This window comes from Pseudoflavonifractor hominis (assembly GCF_014288125.1).
In the GTDB taxonomy this organism is placed as follows: Bacteria; Bacillota; Clostridia; order Oscillospirales; family Oscillospiraceae; genus Pseudoflavonifractor_A; species Pseudoflavonifractor_A gallinarum.
Genome location: NZ_JACOPR010000001.1, coordinates 147,114 through 165,291, shown reverse-complemented (window position 1 = coordinate 165,291; position 18,178 = coordinate 147,114). Strand labels below are relative to the sequence as shown.

Sequence of the window (18,178 nt, the reverse complement as noted above, 5' to 3'; positions counted from 1 at the left end):
AGAGACGTAAACCGTTTTGCGCTTTCTTCAAAGATATGTTATAATATCCCCGGTTTGAAGGAGCGTGAATCCATGGAATATGTTTCCAATTGTGTGGACGATACCGAGGCGCTGGGGGAGGCCCTGGCGCGGGTGCTGACACCCGGGTCGGTGGTGGCCTTTTCCGGAGACCTGGGGGCGGGCAAGACGGCCTTTACCCGGGGGCTTGCCCGGGGCCTGGGCATCGCAGAGCGGGTGACCAGTCCCACCTTTACCATCGTCAACGAATATGAGGGCGGCCGTCTGCCGCTGTTTCACTTTGATATGTACCGCCTTGGCTCGGAGGAGGAGCTCTTTGACATCGGCTGGGAGGACTATCTGGCCCGGGGCGGCGTGTGTGCCGTAGAGTGGAGCGAAAATGTGGAGCGGGCCCTGGAAGCGGGCTGTATCCGGGTGGATATCCGCCGGGGAGCAGGAGAGGACCAGCGTCTCCTCACCATCACCGGGGCCCCCGCGCTCACGGAGAAGGAGGGGAGAGCATGAAGATTTTGGCACTGGAATCCTCGGCCACGGCCTGTTCCGTGGCGCTGTGTGAGGAGGAGAAGCTGATCGCCCAGTCCTTCCAGAACAACGGCCTGACCCACAGCCGCACGCTGATGCCCATGCTGGAGCATATGCTGGACAGCTGCGCTTCCACCCTGGATGAGATCGATCTCATCGCGGTGGCGGCCGGTCCGGGCTCCTTTACCGGGTTGCGGATCGGCGTGGCGGCGGCCAAGGGACTGGCCTGGCCGGCGGAAAAGCCCTGTGCAGGGGTCTCCACCCTGGAGGCCATGGCCTGGACCATGGCCCACACCGGCGGGGAGATCTGCGCCGTGATGGACGCCCGGCGCAGCCAGGTCTACAATGCCTGCTTCCGGGGAACGGGAGAGGGACTGGAGCGCCTCACGCCCGACCGGGCCATCGGCTTGCCGGAACTGGCGGCCGAGTTAAAAAACAGGGAAAATCCGCAAATTCTGGTTGGAGACGGCGCGCTTTTATGTTATACTACGTTTAAGGAACAGGGGCTGGATGTCCATTTGGCACCGCCCCATCTGCGCTATCAGAGCGCCTGGGGAGTTGCCCGGGCGGCACTGGAGCAGGCCCGAACCGGGGCGCTGACCGACGCGCAGGGCCTGGTCCCTGTTTACCACCGCCTCTCTCAGGCGGAACGGGAGCGGCTGGAAAGGCTCCGGGCGGAGGAAGCCGCTGAGAAAACAAGATAAAAGGGGAAGATACCATGGACATGGAAAAGGTACACATTCTGGACCACCCGCTGCTGCAGCACAAGCTCTCCATCCTGCGGGATGAGCGCACCGGCTCCAAGGAGTTCCGGGAGGTCGTTTCCGAGATCGCCACCCTTATGTGCTATGAGGCCACCCGCGACCTGCCGCTGGAGGAGGTCGAGATCAAGACCCCCATCACCACCGCCAAGTTCAAGACCCTGGCGGGCAAGAAGCTGGCCATCGTTCCCGTGCTGCGGGCCGGCCTGGGTATGGTGGACGGCATTCTGGAGCTGCTCCCTGCCGCCAAGGTGGGCCACATCGGCCTGTACCGGGATCCCGAGACCCTGGAGCCCGTGGAGTACTACTGCAAGATGCCCAACGACATTGCCGAGCGTGACATCATCATCCTCGATCCCATGCTGGCTACCGGCGGCTCCGCCTCCGCGGCCATCCAGTTCATCAAGAACTATGATGTCAAGCACATCAAGCTGATGAACATCATCGCTGCCCCCGAGGGCATCGAGCGGGTCCACAAGGATCATCCCGACGTGGAGATCTATGTGGCCGCTGTGGATGAGAAGCTCAACGAGCACGGCTACATCGTGCCCGGCCTGGGCGATGCGGGCGACCGTATCTTCGGCACCAAGTAAGAATATCACACTGGATGAAGGGACGCCCCCGGTATATGCGCGGGGCGTCCCTCTTTTTATGGCGGGATGAGAGAATATGAATGGATTGATTGCGTTTCTGCTGGTTCTGGCGGCCCTGGGGCTGCTGGATCAGCTGCTGGGCGGCCGGATGGGACTGGCGGAGCCCTTTGGACGGGGTGTGGACTCCATGGGCAGGCTGGCCATCTCCCTGGTGGGGCTGTACTGTCTGGGCATCACCGCGGTGCGGGGCAATACCCAGGCGGTGGCGGCTCTCGCCGGAGTGCTCCCCTTTGACCCCTGCGTACTGGTGGGCTGCATCCTGGCCCCCGACCTGGGCGGGTGGTCCATTGCCCGGGAAATGGCGGGGAATCCGGCGGTAGGACGGTTTGCCGGTGTGATCGTCTCCTCCACATTGGGCTGTGCCCTGAGCTTTGTGCTGCCCCTCTCTCTGGCCGGGATCGGGCGGGAAGAGGTGGGCGCCATGATGCGGGGACTGGTGCTGGGGATCGTCACCCTCCCTGCCGCCCTTCTGAGCGGAGGCATTTTGCTGGGCGTGGGATGGGGGGAGCTGGCAAGGACCTGCGCCCCCATTCTGCTGGTCTGTGCGGGGCTCTGCCTGGCCCTCTGGAAGGCCACCGGCCCCACCACCCGGGTGCTTCTGCTGCTGGGCAACGGGGTGCGGGCGCTGAGCTTTGTGCTCTTCGCGCTGGTGGTGCTGGGACTCTTTCTCCCGGCGTGGAATCTTTCGGAGCCGGGGTTGGCGGAGGAGGCCCTTGTGGTGGTGCTGAAGATCACCGCGGTGGTCTGCGGGGCCATGGTGCTCTCCCGGCTGATTCTGGCCTGGTGCCAGGGACCCATCCGGCGCCTTGCGGGCTGGATGGGTGTGAATGAGTCCGCGGCGGTGGGTCTGATTTTGAGCCTGGCCACCAGTCTCTCCATGCTCCCTCTGTTCAGCCAGATGGACCCCAGAGGAAAGGCCATGAACGCCGCCTTTTCCGTGTCGGGCGCCTTTGCCCTGGGGGGACAGATGGCCTTTATCGCCAGCGTGGAGCCGGGACCGGTGGTGGCGGCCTTTGTGGCCTCCAAGCTGCTGGGCGGCGTGTGTGCGCTGGGCGCAGCGGCCCTCTTCTATCCGCGGGTCAAGTCGGAGGGACAATAAGGGGGTCGGATGCCTTGAGAAGAAAATTTCAAAAACTAAACTGCCAAGTCTTGACAATGCCTCCGTTTCCGTGCTAGTATGGAAACAGAGTTTCCCGGAGTCGGGACATTCCATTGATTACATACAACAAACGGAAAGCGAACATGGATAATGGATAAAGGAGGCTGTATTCCGATGAAAACGGATATCGAAATCGCGCAGGAAGCGAAAATGCTGCCCATCGCAGAAGTGGCCGCCAAGCTTGGAGTTGCCGAGGACATGCTGGAGCCCTATGGCCGCACCAAGGCCAAGCTGGATCTCAACCCCCTGCGAGAGATGCCTCGAAAGGCCAAGCTTGTGCTGGTGACCGCCATCAACCCCACGCCGGCAGGCGAGGGTAAGACCACCACCAGTGTGGGACTGGCCGATGCCCTCAATCAGCTGGGCAAAAAGGTCGTTCTCTGCCTGCGCGAGCCCAGCCTGGGCCCCGTGTTCGGTGTGAAGGGCGGCGCGGCCGGCGGTGGATATGCCCAGGTGGTCCCCATGGAGGAGATCAACCTCCACTTCACCGGTGACTTCCACGCCATCGGCGCGGCCAACAACCTGCTGGCCGCCATGCTGGATAACCACATTCAGCAGGGCAATGCGCTGGATATCGACGTGCGCAAGATCACCTGGAAGCGCGCGGTGGATATGAATGACCGTCAGCTGCGCAACATCATCTGCGGCCTGGGCGGCAAGCCCAACGGCGTGCCCCGTGAGGACGGATTCGACATCACGGTGGCCTCCGAGATCATGGCAGTTCTGTGCCTGGCCACCAGCCTGACCGATCTGAAGGCCCGCCTGGCCCGCATGGTCGTGGCCTATACCCGGGATGACAAGCCGGTCACCGCCCATGACCTGAAGGCCGAGGGCGCCATGGCCGCCCTCCTGAAGGACGCCATCAAGCCCAACCTGGTCCAGACCCTGGAGCACACCCCCGCGCTCATCCACGGCGGACCCTTTGCCAACATCGCCCACGGCTGTAACTCCATCATGGCCACCGACACCGGCATGAAGCTGGGCGACTATGTGGTCACCGAGGCGGGCTTCGGCGCCGACCTGGGTGCCGAGAAGTTCCTGGACATCAAGTGCCGTGCAGCGGGCTTCGCGCCCAGCGCTGTGGTGATCGTGGCCACCGTCCGCGCCCTGAAGCACCACGGCGGCGTGGCCAAGGCCGATCTGAATCAGGAGAACCTGACCGCGCTGGAGGCCGGCCTTCCCAACCTGCTCCAGCACGTGGAGAATGTGACCAAGGTCTTTGGCCTGCCCTGCGTGGTGGCCATCAATGCCTTCCCCACGGATACCGCCGCCGAGCTCAAGCTGGTGGAGGACAAGTGCAAGGAGCTGGGCGTCAACGTGGCCCTGTCCGAGGTGTGGGCCAAGGGCGGCGAGGGCGGCAAGGCCCTGGCCGAGGAAGTGGTCCGTCTGTGCGAGCAGCCCAACCAGTTCCGCTACTGCTATGAGTCAGACGCCTCCATTGAGGAGAAGCTCAACGCCATCGCCACCAAGATCTACCGGGCCGAGGGCGTGGATCTGACCCCCAACGCCAAGAAGCAGCTCAAGCAGCTGACTGAACTGGGCTACGGCAATCTGCCCATCTGCATGGCCAAGACGCAGTACTCCTTCTCGGACGATCAGACTCTCCTGGGCGCTCCCAAGGGCTTCCGCATCACGGTGCGCAACCTGAAGGTCTCGGCGGGTGCCGGCTTCATCGTTGCCCTGACCGGTGATATCATGACCATGCCCGGCCTGCCCAAGGTGCCGTCGGCGGAGAAGATCGATATCGACGAGAACGGCGTGATCTCTGGTTTGTTCTAAGGCCGGGAATGGTCATGTCCGCCGCAGGTGCGGCGCAACAAGTCCTTTGGCAAAGCCAAATGCTTGATGCTGGGCGGATTGATTCCGCCCGAGCAGATCAAAGAAAAGGGCCCCAAAGCGGCCCGCCGCTTTGGGAAGCATGCCCGGCCTGCCCAAGGTGCCGTCGGCGGAGAAGATCGATATCGACGAGAACGGCGTGATCTCCGGGCTGTTCTAAGCGTTCCATTCCGTGTTCATAAAAAAACCCTGTCCGGTGCGCAGTGCCCGGACAGGGTTTTTTGTTTTGTAATTATGAGGAAGAAGAGTTCAGGTACCGGATGATACCATCCGCCATGCCCTGAGCCAGAAGCTGCTGGTAGGCCGGGTCGGACAGGCGCATGAGCTCCTCATGGGAGGACATAAAGCCGGTCTCCACCAGAATGGCGGGCATTTTGGTCTGCCGCAGGACGGTATAGTCGGAGTTATTCCGGATGCCGCGGTTGATGGCCCCGGTGGCCTCCGCCGTGGCGTCCTGGACGGCCTGGGCCAGTTTTTGGCCCTTGGTACTGCCTGTGGAATAGAAGGTGATGAGCCCCTGGTAATTCGTGTTGTTGGCTAAGGCGTTGCAGTGGATACTGATGAACAGGTCGGCATCCACCTCATTAGCCACCGCACAGCGGTCGGAGAGGGTCATGTAGACGTCACTCTCCCGGGTCATGATTACGTTGTAGCCCTCGTCCTCCAGAATGTCCCGCAGATAGAGACTGATGGGGAAGGTGAGATCCTTTTCCATGATCCCCTCGTAGTAGGCGCCGGAGGCGGAGCCGCCATGGCCGGGGTCGATCACAATGGTGGCCGTGGAGGGGTCGATGGGATCGGTGGGAATGTCCGGAGGAGGCGCCACATCCTCATAGTGGGAGGTCACCAGAACGCCGCCCACCTGCTTCTCTACGGTTATATTTTCCGAGTAGGTAAAGCCCTCCGCCAGGTCAAAGACCACGCGCACCGTGTGGGGATAGCTGTATCCCAGGTCGTCCCCGTGCTGGGCGTAGCGGACGGCGGTGATCACTTCGTTTTCCACGGTGATGCTGCCGCTGCCCGGGTCGATGACCGTGCCCAGAATATCCACGGCGACCCGGCTTCCCAGATCCACCACCCGGTATTCCGGAACGTGGTTGGTGGCGATAAAGATGGACTGGGCGTTGTCATCCTGCTCGATGCGCACGATGGTGCCCCGATCCTCATGCTCCGGCGACGGTGTGGGCGTAGGGGTCGGCGTGGGAGTGGGAGTCGGTGTGGGCGTAGGAGTCGGCGTGGGCGTAGGAGTCGGCGTGGGCGTAGGAGTCGGAGTCGGCGTGGGCGTGGGAGTCGGAGTAACTGCACCGGTACGGATATCGGCAGTAAAGGTGTCATTATCCCAGAGGACCTCCGCACCCAGGGTCTCGGAGACAAACCGGAGGGGGACCATGGTGCTCTCTTTTCCGTTGTATTTGACGGCACCGGCCGGAACGCCGCCGGGCAGATCGGTAATCGTGCCGTTGACCGTTGCCTTGGAGGAGCCCAGGGTGAGCACGATGGTCTGACTCTCATTCTGGATGATGACCTGACGGGTGTCGTTGACCCAGAGCACGTCGGCACCCAGGGCTTCCGAGACCAGACGCACCGGGACCAGAGTCCGCCCTGCGCCGCCGATGTACTGGATGAGGGCCGGGACGTCAGGCGGGGTAAGGGCCGTGCCGTCCAGCTGGAGCTGAACCAGATCAGTCTGGACAGGGGCGTCATAGCGCTTGGCGCTCTCACTGTAAAAAGAGACGCTCAACGTTCCCGCCGGTCCGGCCGCCTGGGCGGTGAGAAAGCCGGCCAGCAGACAGAGCATGGCGAGGAGACATAGGAAAGTTTTTTTCATGACGGACTCCTTTTCTGAGAATTGCAGACATAATTTTACCGGAAAGGAGAAAATCCGTCAACCGAATCCAGGAAAAATAGTTGACATAAATTTCAAAAGAACTTGTGCAAAATCGGGAAAGAAGGGGCTTGGAAGGGTTGCGCTCTCTGCCGCTTCTTGATACAATAAACTAAATCGCTAAATGAGAGCGACACCGTTTGGAGGGAAACCACATGATTCGAATCACACGTTCCGGCGTTTACTACCGTTCCGGCGCCTTCCTCTCGGAGGAGGAGGGCCGGACCGCCGGTCTGCCTGCCCCCGCCCAGGCCAGAGAGGGCACCATGGCCTACGGCATCCTCAAGGCCCACAACACCCTGGACACCATGGACCGTCTGGCCATCCGGTTCGATGCCATGGCCTCCCATGACATCACCTATGTGGGCATCATCCAGACTGCCCGGGCCTCCGGGCTGACGGAATTCCCGCTGCCCTATGTGCTCACTAACTGCCACAACTCCCTGTGCGCGGTGGGCGGCACCATCAACGAGGATGACCATGTCTTCGGCCTCTCGGCCGCCAAGAAGTACGGCGGTGAGTTTGTACCTGCCCATCAGGCGGTCATCCACTCCTATATGCGGGAGCGGTATGCCGCGCCGGGCAAGATGATCCTGGGTTCCGACTCCCACACCCGGTATGGCGCCTACGGTACCATGGCCATCGGCGAGGGCGGACCGGAGCTGGCCCGTCAGCTCCTGCGCAAGACCTATGACATCGCCTATCCCAAGGTCATCGGCATCCATCTCACCGGTGCGCCCCGGCCCGGCGTGGGTCCCCAGGATGTGGCCCTTGCCATCATCGGGGCTACCTTCCGGGAAGGCGTGGTAAAGAACGCCGTCATGGAGTTCTTTGGACCCGGCGTGGGGAGCCTGTCCATGGACTACCGCTCCGGCATCGACGTTATGACCACCGAGACTGCCTGCCTGTCCTCGGTGTGGAGCACCGACGAGACGACCCGCGCGCATCTGACTGCCCTGGGCCGGGGCGAGGAGTTCAAGGCCCAGGCCCCTGCGGACGGAGCCTGGTATGACGGCCTTCTGGAGGTGGACCTGTCCACGGTGGAGCCCATGATCGCCCTGCCCTTCCATCCCTCCAACGCCTATACCATCCGGGAGTTCAAGGCCAACGCCCGGGAGCTGCTCCGCCAGGTGGAGGCCGACGCGGCCGAACAGCTGGGGATCAAGGGCGCCGCGCCCCTCACCGACAAGCTGGTGAATGGACAGTTCCGGGTGGATCAGGGCGTCATCGCCGGCTGCTCGGGCGGTACTTATCAGAACCTGGTACGCGCCGCCCAGATCCTGAAGGGGAGCGCCATCGGACCGGATGAGTTCTGGCTCTCCTGCTACCCCGGCTCCATGCCCATCAATCTGGAGCTGACCCGGCAGGGCTACATCGCCGACCTGATGGCGGCGGGTGCCTCCATCCGCTCCTGCTTCTGCGGCCCCTGCTTCGGCGCGGGAGACGTGCCCGCCAACGGCGCCTTCTCCATCCGCCACTCCACCCGCAACTTCCCCAACCGGGAGGGCTCCAAGCCCGGCGAGGGCCAGATCTCCTATGTGGCCCTGATGGACGCCCGCTCCATTGCGGCCACCGCCCGCAACGGCGGCGTGCTCACTGGGGCGGATGAGCTGCCCGACTGCCCGGCCGATCAGAAGGACGAGAGCTGGAGCTATGACGATTCGGCCTACCGCTCCCGGGTCTATTTCGGCGTGGGGAAGGCAAAGCCCGAGACTGAGCTGGTCTACGGCCCCAACATCGCCGACTGGCCTGAGCAGATTCCCCTGCCGGAGAACCTGCTCCTCACGGCGGCGGCGGCCATCTACGATCCGGTGACCACCACCGACGAGCTGATCCCCTCCGGTGAGACCTCCTCCTATCGCTCCAACCCCCTGCGGCTGAGCGAGTTTGCCCTGTCCCGGAAGGATCCCCAGTATGTGCCCCGTGCCAAGGCCATCCTGGCGGAGGAGCGCAAGCGCCGCGCCGGAGAGGCCACCGATGCCCTCATGGGACGGGATCCCAAGACCACCGGCCTGGGTTCCTTCGTCATGGCCCTCAAGCCCGGTGACGGCTCCGCCCGGGAGCAGGCGGCCTCCTGCCAGCGGGTGCTGGGCGGCTGCGCCAACCTGTGCGCGGAGTTTGCCACTAAGCGCTACCGCTCCAATGTGGTGAACTGGGGCATGCTCCCCTTCATCGCCGAGGACGTGAAGGATTGGAACATCCAGCCCGGCGATCAGCTCTATCTGCCCGGGATTCGTGCCGCGCTGGAGCGGGGCGAGGAGAGCATCCAGGCCGTCCTGATCCAGAACGGAGCGGAGCGTCCAGTGACCCTCAAGCTGCCCGGCATCACCCAGGAAGAGCGGGAGATCATCCTGGCCGGATGCCTCATCAACTACTACGCCAAATAAGGTAAGCCATCGAAAAGACGGGGACCCGCGCCGCGGGTCCCCGCTTTTGACAAAAGACTTGTTTTCCAAGGGTTGAAAAGGAGAAATACGTACTATGATGACAGAGCGCGTGTATGATCTGGACAGTTATATCCGCTCGGTGGAGGCCACGGTTCTGGCCTGTGAGGAGCGGAAGGGCGGATGGCGGATCGCCCTGGACCGGACCTGTTTCTTTCCAGAGGGGGGCGGACAGTTCGGCGATGTGGGAAGCCTGTACCCGGCGGAGGGAGAGCCCCTGTCCGTCACCGACACCCAGGAGGCGGAGGGCACGATCTGGCACCACACGGACCGTCCTCTGCCCGTGGGTACCCGCGTGCGGGGGGAGATCGACTGGGAGGTGCGTTTTTCCCGGATGCAGTGCCACACCGGAGAGCACATCGTCTCCGGCCTCTTCCACACCCTCTACGGACTGGAGAACGTGGGCTTTCATCTGGGAGACGAGGAGGTCACCATCGACCTGAGCGGGCCGGTGACCTGGGCGGACGTCCAGGAGGTAGAGCGCCGGGCCAACCGGGCAGTGGCGGAGAATGTCTCCGTGGTGTGTGCCTACCCCGCACCGGAGGAGCTGGAGCACCTGGAATACCGCAGCAAGCTGGATCTGAAGGAGCACGTTCGTATCGTCACCATTTCCGGGTATGACCGGTGTGCCTGCTGCGCGCCCCATGTGGGGCGGACGGGGGAGGTGGGGCTCATCCACCTGCTCTCCATGCAGAACTGGAAGGGGGGCGTGCGCCTGCGCATGCTCTGCGGCAGCCGGGCGGTGGAGGATGTGATGCGCAAGCAGGAGAGCATCACGGCCATTTCCAATCTGCTCTCGGCCAAGCAGGAGGACGTGGCGGAGGCCGCCCGCCGGATGAGCGGGGAGCTGGAACAGACCAAGCTCCGCGCTGCCCGGCTGGGGCGGGCACTGGCCTGTGCCAAGGCGGAGCTTCTGCCCCGGGAGACCGAGCGGGTACTGGTTTTTGAAGAGTTGGACACCGACGGGCTCCGGGCGCTGGTCAACGCCGCCTTGGAGCGGGGGATCGGACTGTGTGCCGCCTTTGCCCCGGAGGAGGGACGCTTCCGCTATATTCTGGGCTCCGCGGGGCGGGATCTCCGGCCGCTGGTCCGGGAGATGAATGCCGCCCTGGAGGGACGGGGCGGCGGCTCGGCCGGGATGGTCCAGGGCAGCGTCACCGCCGGCCGGGCGGCCATCGAAGCCTGGTGGGACAAGTGTGAATAAACCGTAAAAACTGGATGTAGCGGGCGGAGAAGCCGCCTTGGGACTTGAAAGAAAACGGCTTTTCCTGTATAATGTCAAGTTGTTTATGCGAAGACTACCCTTCGCGGGAATTACTACGAGAGGACTGAACAAAATGAGCGCATCCAGAGAAAAGAAGCAGCGCCAGGATGACCCCAACCAGGGGCTCACCCAGAAGCAGATCAAGGAGCGCAAGGAAGCTGCCATCAAGAAGCGGAATACGGTGATCTATACGGTCATCGGCGTGGTGGTGGCCGTCCTGGTGGTGGCCCTGCTGGTTTGGAATTCCGGCTTCTTCCAGAGCCGTACCGTCGCTATGACCATCAACGGACGGGATTACAGCCCCGCTGAGGTCTCCTACTACTATGGGCAGACCAAGCAGAGCTACGGCTATTATCTGTCCATGATGGGCTATGACTCCACCAAGTCCGACCGGGACCAGGTGGTGGACGAGGAGAGCGGCAAGACCTTCTATGATCTCTTTATGGAGCAGGCGAAGGCTACCATGATCAAGGAGGCCGCCCTGGCCGATGCGGCCCGGGAAGAGGGCGTGACTCTGACCGAGGAGAGCCAGGAGCAGCTGGAGACCGCCCTGGAGAGCTACCGCAGCGGCGCCAGCCAGAGCGGCTACCCCAGCCTGAACAGCTTCCTCAAGGCCTACTTTGGCTCTTATATGAATGAAAAGGTCCTGCGCAGCTGCCTGGAGGAGAGCCTTCTGGCCTCTCAGTACCAGACCGCTTATTCCGACAGCCTGACCTATGATGACGCCGCGCTGGAGGAGTATTACACCGAGAACTCCGCGGACCTGGATACCTTCCGCTATCACACCATCTTCTTCAGCGGCACCGCGGAGAGCACCACCGATGAAGAGGGCAACACCGTGGAGCCCACGGAAGAGGAGCAGACCGCTGCGATGGAGGCGGCCAAGGCTAAGGCCGACGCCTTCCGGAGCGAGGTGGAGAAGTCTGACTTTGCCACGGCGGCCGAGGCGGCCAAGGCGGAGGACGAGGACCTCACCTATGAGGGAGAGATGAGCCATGTGGGCAGCGCCCTGGCTGGCCCCTATCAGGAGTGGCTCAGCGACAGCAGCCGTAAGGCCGGCGACATCACGGTGGTCGAGTCCGAGGGCTCCGGCTACTATGTGGTGCAGTTTGTGGAGCGCTTCCGCAACGAGGACGACTTCGGCACCGCCAATATCCGCCACATCCTGGTGAAGGCCGAGGTGGCCGAGGGGGCGGAGGAGCCCACCGAGGAGGCCATGCAGGCCGCCGAGGATAAGGCCCAGGAGATCCTGGATCAGTTCAAGGCGGGCGATCAGAGCGCCGACTCCTTTGCCGAGCTGGCCAAGGCCAACTCCGAGGACCCCGGCTCCAAGGACAACGGCGGCCTCTATGAGGATGTGACCCGGAGCACCAGCTTCTTCCCTGAGTTCCTGAACTGGATCTTTGCCGATGGCCGCAAGGTGGGCGACACCGGCCTGGTGGAGAATACCCAGTCCGGACAGCAGGGCTGGCATGTGATGTATCTGGACAGCGTGGGTGATCCTCTGTGGAAGTACACCGCGGAGAACGATCTGCGGGATGCCGACGTCCAGACCTGGCTGGAGGGCCTGCAGGAGGGCTATGAGGCTGTGGACGGCTCCGGTATCCAGTATATCGGCTGATCTGCACGAGACCATTTGAATTTGACAGCCTGAGGGGGCGGGGCATTGCCCCGCCCCTGTTTTATCGGGCGGAAGGAGTGAACACAGTGGGACAGGAAGCCTTTTTGCGTACGGAGATGATGCTGGGGGAGGCCGCCATGGAGCGGCTGTGGAACAGCCATGTGGCCGTGTTCGGTCTGGGCGGCGTGGGAAGCTGGGCTGTGGAGGCCCTGGCCCGGGCCGGGATCGGCGCGCTGACCCTGGTGGACCATGACGAGGTGGGAATGACTAACCTGAACCGGCAGCTGGGGGCCCTCCACTCCACCCTGGGGATGCCCAAGGCAGAGGCACTGGCCGCCCGGGTGAGAGATATCAGCCCGGATTGTCGGGTGACACCGGTGGTGAAACGGTATGAGGGAGCCTGCCGGGAGGAGTTTTTCGGCGAGCGCTATGATTTTGTGGTGGACGCCATCGACCTGGTCTCCTGCAAGCTGGATCTGATCCAGACCGCGCTGGAACGGGGAATCCCCATGATCTCGGCACTGGGCACGGGCAACAAGCTGGACCCCAGCCAGTTCCGCATCAGCGACATCTCCAAAACAGAGGGCTGTCCCCTGGCACGGGTGGTGCGCAAGGAACTGCGCAATCGGGGGATCCATCACCACCGGGTGGTCTGGTCTCCCGAGCTGCCCGCCGTCACGGACCAGAGCGGGGAGGCCCCGCCGCCGGGACGCCGCAGTGTGCCCGCCAGCGTATCCTGGGTGCCCTCCTGCGCGGGGCTGATGATGGCCGGCGATGTGATCATGACACTTGCCGGACGGAACCAGGCATAGAACGGAATCTGGAATAAAAGCATCCCTCCATTGGCAGACTGAGACCAATGGAGGGATGCTTTTTGATGAATCAGAATGGAAAAAAACAGCGGCTGCCCCTGGCCGCCCTGGTTGCAGGTGGATTGGCGGGGCTGGCAAACGGCTTTTTCGGCGGGGGAGGGGGGATGATCCTGGTGCCCATGCTCCTGGGCCGCTGTCAGCTGGAGCCCCGCCGGGCCTTCGCCACATCGGTGGCGGTGATCTTGCCCCTGTGCATGCTCTCGGCCGGGATCTACTGGCTCCGGGGCGGGCTGGATCTGTCCCTGGCGCTGCCCTATCTGGTGGGGGGACTGGCAGGGGGATTCTTGGGCGGAAAGCTCTTCCGGGGGGTCAATATCCTGTGGCTGCGCCGGATTTTCGGCGCGTTCCTTCTCTACGGCGGGGGGAAGGCGCTGCTGGGATGGTAGCCTGGTGGGGGGCGGTGCTGGTGGGCGGGCTGACCGGCATCCTCTCCGGGTTCGGCGTGGGCGGGGGGACCCTTCTGCTCCTCTATCTGACCGCGGTCGCCGGAATCCCCCAGCACCTGGCCCAGGGAATCAACCTGCTCTATTTTCTGCCCACGGCGTCCACCGCCCTCGTTTCCCATGTGCGCAACGGGTATGTAGACAAAAAAACAGCGGTGCCCGCCATCCTGGCCGGACTGGCGGGCACCGCACTGGCGGCCTGGGTGGCCACAGGGCTGGAGGTGGAGCTGCTCCACCGGTGCTTTGGGGGCTTCCTGCTGGTGGTAGGGGTGCGGGAGCTCTTCGCCCGGCCCCGTTAACCCTTCTCTCCGGCGCTCACATCAAAGCGGCGGACATCCACCTGGGCCACGTGGGCCTGCTCCACCTGGTGGATGGCCTGGAAGGGAGCGCCCGCCATATGGGCGTCCAGATGGGCCTGGCTGTCCCAGTGCTCCAGCAGCACCAGCCGGTCGGGAGACTCCACGGCGGCAAAGAGCTCATACTGGAGACAGCCCGCCTCTCCGCGGACCTGTTCCAGAAGCTGGTTCTGCTGAAGGGCGGCCAGGAAGGCCTCCCGGGCGCCGGGGTGGAGGGTGTAGGTCACATTGAGCACGATATGCATGAGAAAAGACTCCTTTCCAAAACATGATGTGCGGGGATGCACGCCGGAGGAGATGGGATCAGGGGCGGTTCCGGCGGAGGGTGAGATAGCCCTCCAGGATCAGCGTGGCGGCCACGGCGTCCACCGTCTTTTTGTGCTGCTTCATCTTCTTACCGCTGGCGTGGAGGATGCTGTGGGCCTCCACGGTGGTGCGCCGCTCGTCCCAGAGCACCGGGGTGAGGCCGGTACGCTCCTCCAGCTGTCCGGCGAATGCCCGGTAGAGCTCGGCCCGGGGGCCCTCTGTGCCGTCCATATTGCGGGGGAAGCCCATGACCAGCTCCTCCACCCCGTGGGCGGCGATCAGCTTTTCGATCTCCTCCGCAACCACCTCGCTCTTTCGGCTGTGGATGACGGTGGTAAAGCCGGCCAGCAGACCGGTGGCGTCCGATATGGCGATCCCGGTGCGGGCATCGCCGTAGTCGATGGCCATAATGCGCATGGTTTCATTCCTCCTTCGTGTCTGGTTCTATTATCCGGGCAGAGAAGGAAAAAGTCAATTTTTATTTCAAAAGAAGCTTGACTTTCGGTGGAGGGTGTGCTATTCTGGAAACACCTATGAAAGAGGGCTTTTCTTTTGTGCGCGTTTTTACGGTGTGACGGGCATGAAACCCTCCCCTCCAGGCGAGGACATAGGGAGGCAGACATGCCGAGTCCGCACCGTGACGATAGGCGCAGTGCGCCCACGTCGCTGGATTCGGCCAAGGGCTGTATCCGGCGTTTTTTTATGCCGGTGTACCGCTCAACTATTGAAGGAGGTGCCGAACACATGGCAAAGGCAGGTTCCCGGGTGAAGATCACCCTCCGCTGCTCCGAGTGCAAGCAGAGAAACTACAACACCAACAAGAATAAGAAGAACACTCCCGACCGTCTGGAGCTGAACAAGTACTGCCCCTTCTGCAGAAAGCATACGGTTCACAACGAGACCAAGTAATGAGAATGTATCTCTCATTAAGAAAGAAGGGTGTACGGAATGCCTGATTACGAGAAGAACGAGCAGGCCGCTGCCGCCAAGGCGGACAAGTCCAAGAAGGACGTCAAGAAGTCCAAGCCTGGCTTTTTCGCCCGCATCGGCAAGTGGTTCCGCGAGATGAAGGTCGAACTCAAGAAGGTCCAGTGGCCCACGAAAAAGCAGACGATCAACAACACCGTCGTCGTCATCGTGTGCTGTATCGTCATTGGCATCTGCATCTGGGCGTTTGACTGGCTGGCGCAGTCCGTCTTCGCCGCGCTCATGAATCTGTTCAAGGGTTAAGGAGCGGCGAGTATGGCAGATAACGCGAAGTGGTATGTCGCGCACACCTATTCTGGTTACGAGAACACCGTAGCTGCTTCCATTGAGAAGGCGGTGGAAAACCGCGGGATGCGCGATCTCATCCATGAGGTAAACATCCCCATGGAGACGGTTACCGAGATCACCGAAAACGGGCCAAAGACCGTGGACCGCAAGGTCTTCCCCGGCTATGTGCTGGTGAAGATGGTCATGACCGACGAGACCTGGCACCTGGTGCGCAACGTGCGCGGCGTGACTGGTTTTGTGGGTTCGGGCAGCAAGCCCATTCCCCTCACCGAGGAGGAGGTTGCCTCCATGGGTGTGGAGAAGAAGGAAGTCGTGGTCGGCTATGAAGTGGGCGACCGCGTCAAGATCACCGAAGGCGCGCTGGAGTCCTTCCTGGGCGCCGTGGAAGAGATCGACCTGGAGCGCAGCAAAGTGCGCGTCGTGGTCGAGATGTTCGGCCGTGAGACCCCTGTCGAGCTGGAGCTCGATCAGGTGGAGCGGGTCGACGACTAAACGGGTGAAAGACCCCGTATCCCCCGCACGTGGGAGGAATTGTATCAATTCCGTCTCAACCACATTTAAGTAGGAGGTGCTGTTTCAAATGGCACAGAAAGTTACTGGTTACGTCAAACTGCAGATTCCTGCCGGCAAGGCGACTCCCGCCCCCCCTGTGGGCCCCGCCCTCGGCCAGCATGGCGTGAATATCGCCGCTTTCACCAAGGAGTTCAACGAGCGCACCAAGAATGACGTGGGCATGATCATCCCCGTCGTCATCACCGTGTATGCCGACCGCTCCTTCACCTTCATCACCAAGACTCCTCCCGCCGCCGTGCTCATCAAGAAGGCCTGCAACATCGAGTCTGGTTCCGGTGTGCCCAACAAGACCAAGGTTGCCACCATCAGCAAGGAGGACGTCCGCAAGATCGCGGAGACCAAGATGCCCGACCTGAATGCGGCCAGCATCGAGTCCGCCATGAGCATGATCGCCGGCACCGCCCGCTCCATGGGCGTTGTCGTGGGCGACTAAGGCGAAGGAGGGAGAAGCAATGTTTAGAGGTAAGAAGTACGTCGAGAGCGCCAAGAAGATCGAGAAGGGCACTCTCTATGATGCCGCTGAGGCTATGGACCTGGTCGTGAAGACCGCCACCGCCAAGTTCGACGAGACCGTCGAGCTGCACGTCAAGCTGGGCGTTGACTCCCGCCATGCGGACCAGCAGGTCCGCGGCGCCATCGTCCTGCCCCACGGCACCGGCAAGACCCAGCGCGTGCTGGTCTTCGCCAAGGGCGACAAGGCTGAGGCCGCCAAGGAGGCCGGCGCTGATTTCGTCGGCGAGATGGACCTGGTGCAGAAGATCCAGTCCGAGAACTGGTTCGACTACGATGTGGTCGTCGCCTCTCCCGACATGATGGGCGTGGTTGGCCGCCTCGGTAAGGTCCTGGGCCCCAAGGGCCTGATGCCCTCCCCCAAGGCCGGCACCGTCACCCCCGACGTGGCCAAGGCTGTCAAGGAGATCAAGGCCGGTAAGGTCGAGTACCGTCTGGACAAGACCAACATCATCCACTGCCCCATCGGCAAGGTGTCCTTCGGCGCTGAGAAGCTGACCGAGAACTTCACCGCTCTTATGGGCGCCATCATCAAGGCTAAGCCCGCTGCCGCCAAGGGTCAGTATATCAAGAGCTGTGTCACCGCCACCACCATGGGCCCCGGTGTGAAGATCAACGGCGCCAAGCTGGTGTAAGAAGCGCGAATCGCCCGAAGCAGGCGCACAGTGAACCGCGCAGACCGGAAAACAGGCGACCCCGTAGGGGGAGCGGCATTTCCGGCGGAGCGGGGCGCAGTGTGCCGCAGCGGAGGGTGCGGAGCGTGCCCAAGGAAGCGCGAAGGCCGCGCCCCGATTGTGCGCGAGCCATAGCGTGACAGGGCGGAGTACATCCGTCCCCACAAAAAAGATCATTTCCGGACAGGTTATGCTTGACATAGCCTGTCCGGGGTGATATAATAATTCGCGTGTTCAAAGACAGCGGGCAGCCATAAGCCCCGCCGAGAATGCAGCAAGTGAAGAAGCTTTCTTTGTGCTGTTTTCGTGCTTTGAGCATGAGAATAGCATTTTTTATTTCATGGAGGTGAATCCCACATGCCTAACGCAAAGGTTCTGAGTGAGAAGCAGGCCATTGTCGCCGACCTGACTGAGAAGCTGAAGACCGCTGCCAGCGGTGTTCTGGTGGACTATAAGGGTATCACCGTTGCCGAGGATACCGCCCTGCGTGCCGAGTGCCGCAAGAACGAGCTGGACTACGCTGTTGTGAAGAACACCCTGGTTCGTTTCGCCATCAACAACGTGGGTCTGGAGGAGATGGATTCCGTTCTGAATGGTACCACTTCTCTGGCCCTGAGCCATGGTGACCCCATCGCTCCCATGCGTGTGATCGCGAAGTTCGCCAAGCAGTTCAACGGCGAGAAGTTCACCATCAAGGCCGGTTTCATGGACGGCAAGGTGCTGTCTCTGGACGAGATCAAGGCTCTGTCCGACCTGCCTTCCAAGGAAGTCCTGCAGGCTCAGGTTCTGGGCACCATGCTGGCTCCCATCACCAGCTTGGCTATCGTCCTCAAGGCGATCGCCGAGGAGAAGGGCGGCTTCGTCGAGGCTGCTCCCGCCGAGGAGGCTCCCGCTGCCGAGTAAGGTTGGTACGTCAGTACCCGCCTGACAGCGGTTCTGTTCCCCGCATCCCCGCACTGGGGAGACTCAAACTTATTTTTTAAATGATTGAATTTAGGAGGTATCT

At 62.3% G+C, this 18,178-nt stretch carries 20 protein-coding genes; 17 read left to right on the top strand and 3 right to left on the bottom strand.

The features are described from left to right. Positions 1–72: 72 nt before the first annotated feature. The 5 genes from tsaE to H8S34_RS00805 all read left to right on the top strand — a co-directional run bounded on the left by tsaE (position 73) and on the right by H8S34_RS00805 (position 4,892). Positions 73–522 carry a tRNA (adenosine(37)-N6)-threonylcarbamoyltransferase complex ATPase subunit type 1 TsaE gene (gene tsaE, locus H8S34_RS00825; RefSeq protein ID WP_186962788.1) on the top strand — a complete coding sequence of 150 codons (450 nt, stop codon included), beginning with the start codon at positions 73–75 and terminating at the stop codon, positions 520–522. Further along, positions 519–1,244 (top strand): tRNA (adenosine(37)-N6)-threonylcarbamoyltransferase complex dimerization subunit type 1 TsaB, encoded by a 726-nt coding sequence (tsaB, locus tag H8S34_RS00820; protein WP_243207866.1) that lies wholly within the window; start codon positions 519–521, stop codon positions 1,242–1,244. Before tsaE ends, tsaB begins: the two co-directional genes overlap by 4 nt. A 20-nt stretch (positions 1,245–1,264) precedes the next feature. Further along, positions 1,265–1,894 (top strand): uracil phosphoribosyltransferase, encoded by a 630-nt coding sequence (gene upp, locus H8S34_RS00815; protein ID WP_101694001.1) that lies wholly within the window; start codon positions 1,265–1,267, stop codon positions 1,892–1,894. Positions 1,895–1,970: 76 nt separating this feature from the next. Beyond that, positions 1,971–3,053: an ethanolamine utilization protein EutH gene (eutH, locus tag H8S34_RS00810; RefSeq protein WP_101693478.1), complete on the top strand. Its 1,083-nt coding sequence runs from the start codon at positions 1,971–1,973 to the stop codon at positions 3,051–3,053. A gap of 168 nt (positions 3,054–3,221) precedes the next feature. Beyond that, positions 3,222–4,892, top strand: coding sequence for a formate--tetrahydrofolate ligase (locus tag H8S34_RS00805; protein ID WP_195278495.1), 1,671 nt, complete (start codon positions 3,222–3,224; stop codon positions 4,890–4,892). A gap of 289 nt (positions 4,893–5,181) precedes the next feature. Here H8S34_RS00805 and H8S34_RS00795 read toward each other — a convergent pair whose 3' ends face one another. Further along, positions 5,182–6,777, bottom strand: coding sequence for an N-acetylmuramoyl-L-alanine amidase family protein (locus tag H8S34_RS00795; protein ID WP_186962787.1), 1,596 nt, complete (start codon positions 6,775–6,777; stop codon positions 5,182–5,184). Between the two features lie 212 nt (positions 6,778–6,989). On the opposite strand from H8S34_RS00795, the gene H8S34_RS00790 reads away from it, so the two are divergent. The 6 genes from H8S34_RS00790 to H8S34_RS00765 all read left to right on the top strand — a co-directional run bounded on the left by H8S34_RS00790 (position 6,990) and on the right by H8S34_RS00765 (position 13,777). After that, positions 6,990–9,221 (top strand): hydratase, encoded by a 2,232-nt coding sequence (locus H8S34_RS00790; protein ID WP_186962786.1) that lies wholly within the window; start codon positions 6,990–6,992, stop codon positions 9,219–9,221. A 94-nt stretch (positions 9,222–9,315) separates the two neighbouring features. Then, a complete protein-coding gene (locus H8S34_RS00785) occupies positions 9,316–10,482 on the top strand; it encodes an alanyl-tRNA editing protein (RefSeq protein WP_186962785.1) in 1,167 nt (388 codons plus the stop codon). A gap of 133 nt (positions 10,483–10,615) precedes the next feature. After that, positions 10,616–12,163: a peptidylprolyl isomerase gene (locus H8S34_RS00780; RefSeq protein WP_186962784.1), complete on the top strand. Its 1,548-nt coding sequence runs from the start codon at positions 10,616–10,618 to the stop codon at positions 12,161–12,163. 116 nt (positions 12,164–12,279) lie between these two features. Next, positions 12,280–12,975, top strand: a complete 696-nt coding sequence (locus H8S34_RS00775; RefSeq protein WP_101694000.1) for a tRNA threonylcarbamoyladenosine dehydratase — start codon at positions 12,280–12,282, stop codon at positions 12,973–12,975. Positions 12,976–13,040: 65 nt separating this feature from the next. Next, a complete protein-coding gene (locus H8S34_RS00770) occupies positions 13,041–13,421 on the top strand; it encodes a TSUP family transporter (RefSeq protein ID WP_235964270.1) in 381 nt (126 codons plus the stop codon). After that, complete coding sequence (locus tag H8S34_RS00765; RefSeq protein ID WP_186962782.1) at positions 13,415–13,777, top strand: sulfite exporter TauE/SafE family protein; 363 nt, start codon at positions 13,415–13,417, stop codon at positions 13,775–13,777. The genes H8S34_RS00770 and H8S34_RS00765 overlap by 7 nt, the downstream gene beginning before the upstream one ends. On the opposite strand, the gene H8S34_RS00760 is transcribed toward H8S34_RS00765, so the two are convergent. Further along, positions 13,774–14,079, bottom strand: a complete 306-nt coding sequence (locus H8S34_RS00760) for a putative quinol monooxygenase (protein ID WP_101693471.1) — start codon at positions 14,077–14,079, stop codon at positions 13,774–13,776. The two genes, H8S34_RS00765 and H8S34_RS00760, sit on opposite strands and share 4 nt — an antisense overlap. Before the next feature lie 58 nt (positions 14,080–14,137). Further along, positions 14,138–14,557, bottom strand: a complete 420-nt coding sequence (gene ruvX / locus H8S34_RS00755; RefSeq protein WP_101693470.1) for a Holliday junction resolvase RuvX — start codon at positions 14,555–14,557, stop codon at positions 14,138–14,140. 327 nt (positions 14,558–14,884) lie between these two features. Between ruvX and rpmG the strand changes: the two genes are divergently transcribed. The 6 genes from rpmG (at position 14,885) to rplJ (ending at position 18,075) form a co-directional block, all read left to right on the top strand. Further along, the gene (gene rpmG / locus H8S34_RS00750) at positions 14,885–15,049 is read left to right on the top strand and encodes a 50S ribosomal protein L33 (RefSeq protein ID WP_087262704.1); all 165 of its coding nucleotides are present in this window, start codon (positions 14,885–14,887) and stop codon (positions 15,047–15,049) included. 39 nt (positions 15,050–15,088) lie between these two features. Then, a complete protein-coding gene (secE, locus tag H8S34_RS00745) occupies positions 15,089–15,370 on the top strand; it encodes a preprotein translocase subunit SecE (RefSeq protein WP_101693469.1) in 282 nt (93 codons plus the stop codon). A 12-nt stretch (positions 15,371–15,382) separates the two neighbouring features. Beyond that, entirely contained in the window at positions 15,383–15,907 is a 525-nt protein-coding gene (gene nusG / locus H8S34_RS00740; RefSeq protein ID WP_101693468.1) for a transcription termination/antitermination protein NusG, read from the top strand. 88 nt (positions 15,908–15,995) lie between these two features. Then, positions 15,996–16,421 (top strand): 50S ribosomal protein L11, encoded by a 426-nt coding sequence (gene rplK, locus H8S34_RS00735; RefSeq protein WP_101693467.1) that lies wholly within the window; start codon positions 15,996–15,998, stop codon positions 16,419–16,421. Positions 16,422–16,440: 19 nt separating this feature from the next. Next, entirely contained in the window at positions 16,441–17,133 is a 693-nt protein-coding gene (gene rplA, locus H8S34_RS00730) for a 50S ribosomal protein L1 (RefSeq protein ID WP_101693466.1), read from the top strand. 396 nt (positions 17,134–17,529) lie between these two features. Next, a complete protein-coding gene (gene rplJ, locus H8S34_RS00725) occupies positions 17,530–18,075 on the top strand; it encodes a 50S ribosomal protein L10 (RefSeq protein ID WP_101693465.1) in 546 nt (181 codons plus the stop codon). Positions 18,076–18,178 lie beyond the last annotated feature (103 nt).

Bases quoted from the DNA above. Each gene is read 5' to 3' on its own strand.
- tsaE (WP_186962788.1), top strand. From the start codon at position 73: ATGGAATATGTTTCCAATTGTGTGGACGATACCGAGGCGCTGGGGGAG.
- tsaB (WP_243207866.1), top strand. From the start codon at position 519: ATGAAGATTTTGGCACTGGAATCCTCGGCCACGGCCTGTTCCGTGGCG.
- upp (WP_101694001.1), top strand. From the start codon at position 1,265: ATGGAAAAGGTACACATTCTGGACCACCCGCTGCTGCAGCACAAGCTC.
- eutH (WP_101693478.1), top strand. From the start codon at position 1,971: ATGAATGGATTGATTGCGTTTCTGCTGGTTCTGGCGGCCCTGGGGCTG.
- H8S34_RS00795 (WP_186962787.1), bottom strand. From the start codon at position 6,777: ATGAAAAAAACTTTCCTATGTCTCCTCGCCATGCTCTGTCTGCTGGCC.
- H8S34_RS00790 (WP_186962786.1), top strand. From the start codon at position 6,990: ATGATTCGAATCACACGTTCCGGCGTTTACTACCGTTCCGGCGCCTTC.
- H8S34_RS00785 (WP_186962785.1), top strand. From the start codon at position 9,316: ATGATGACAGAGCGCGTGTATGATCTGGACAGTTATATCCGCTCGGTG.
- H8S34_RS00780 (WP_186962784.1), top strand. From the start codon at position 10,616: ATGAGCGCATCCAGAGAAAAGAAGCAGCGCCAGGATGACCCCAACCAG.
- H8S34_RS00775 (WP_101694000.1), top strand. From the start codon at position 12,280: ATGATGCTGGGGGAGGCCGCCATGGAGCGGCTGTGGAACAGCCATGTG.
- H8S34_RS00770 (WP_235964270.1), top strand. From the start codon at position 13,041: ATGAATCAGAATGGAAAAAAACAGCGGCTGCCCCTGGCCGCCCTGGTT.
- H8S34_RS00765 (WP_186962782.1), top strand. From the start codon at position 13,415: ATGGTAGCCTGGTGGGGGGCGGTGCTGGTGGGCGGGCTGACCGGCATC.
- H8S34_RS00760 (WP_101693471.1), bottom strand. From the start codon at position 14,079: ATGCATATCGTGCTCAATGTGACCTACACCCTCCACCCCGGCGCCCGG.
- ruvX (WP_101693470.1), bottom strand. From the start codon at position 14,557: ATGCGCATTATGGCCATCGACTACGGCGATGCCCGCACCGGGATCGCC.
- rpmG (WP_087262704.1), top strand. From the start codon at position 14,885: ATGGCAAAGGCAGGTTCCCGGGTGAAGATCACCCTCCGCTGCTCCGAG.
- secE (WP_101693469.1), top strand. From the start codon at position 15,089: ATGCCTGATTACGAGAAGAACGAGCAGGCCGCTGCCGCCAAGGCGGAC.
- nusG (WP_101693468.1), top strand. From the start codon at position 15,383: ATGGCAGATAACGCGAAGTGGTATGTCGCGCACACCTATTCTGGTTAC.
- rplK (WP_101693467.1), top strand. From the start codon at position 15,996: ATGGCACAGAAAGTTACTGGTTACGTCAAACTGCAGATTCCTGCCGGC.
- rplA (WP_101693466.1), top strand. From the start codon at position 16,441: ATGTTTAGAGGTAAGAAGTACGTCGAGAGCGCCAAGAAGATCGAGAAG.
- rplJ (WP_101693465.1), top strand. From the start codon at position 17,530: ATGCCTAACGCAAAGGTTCTGAGTGAGAAGCAGGCCATTGTCGCCGAC.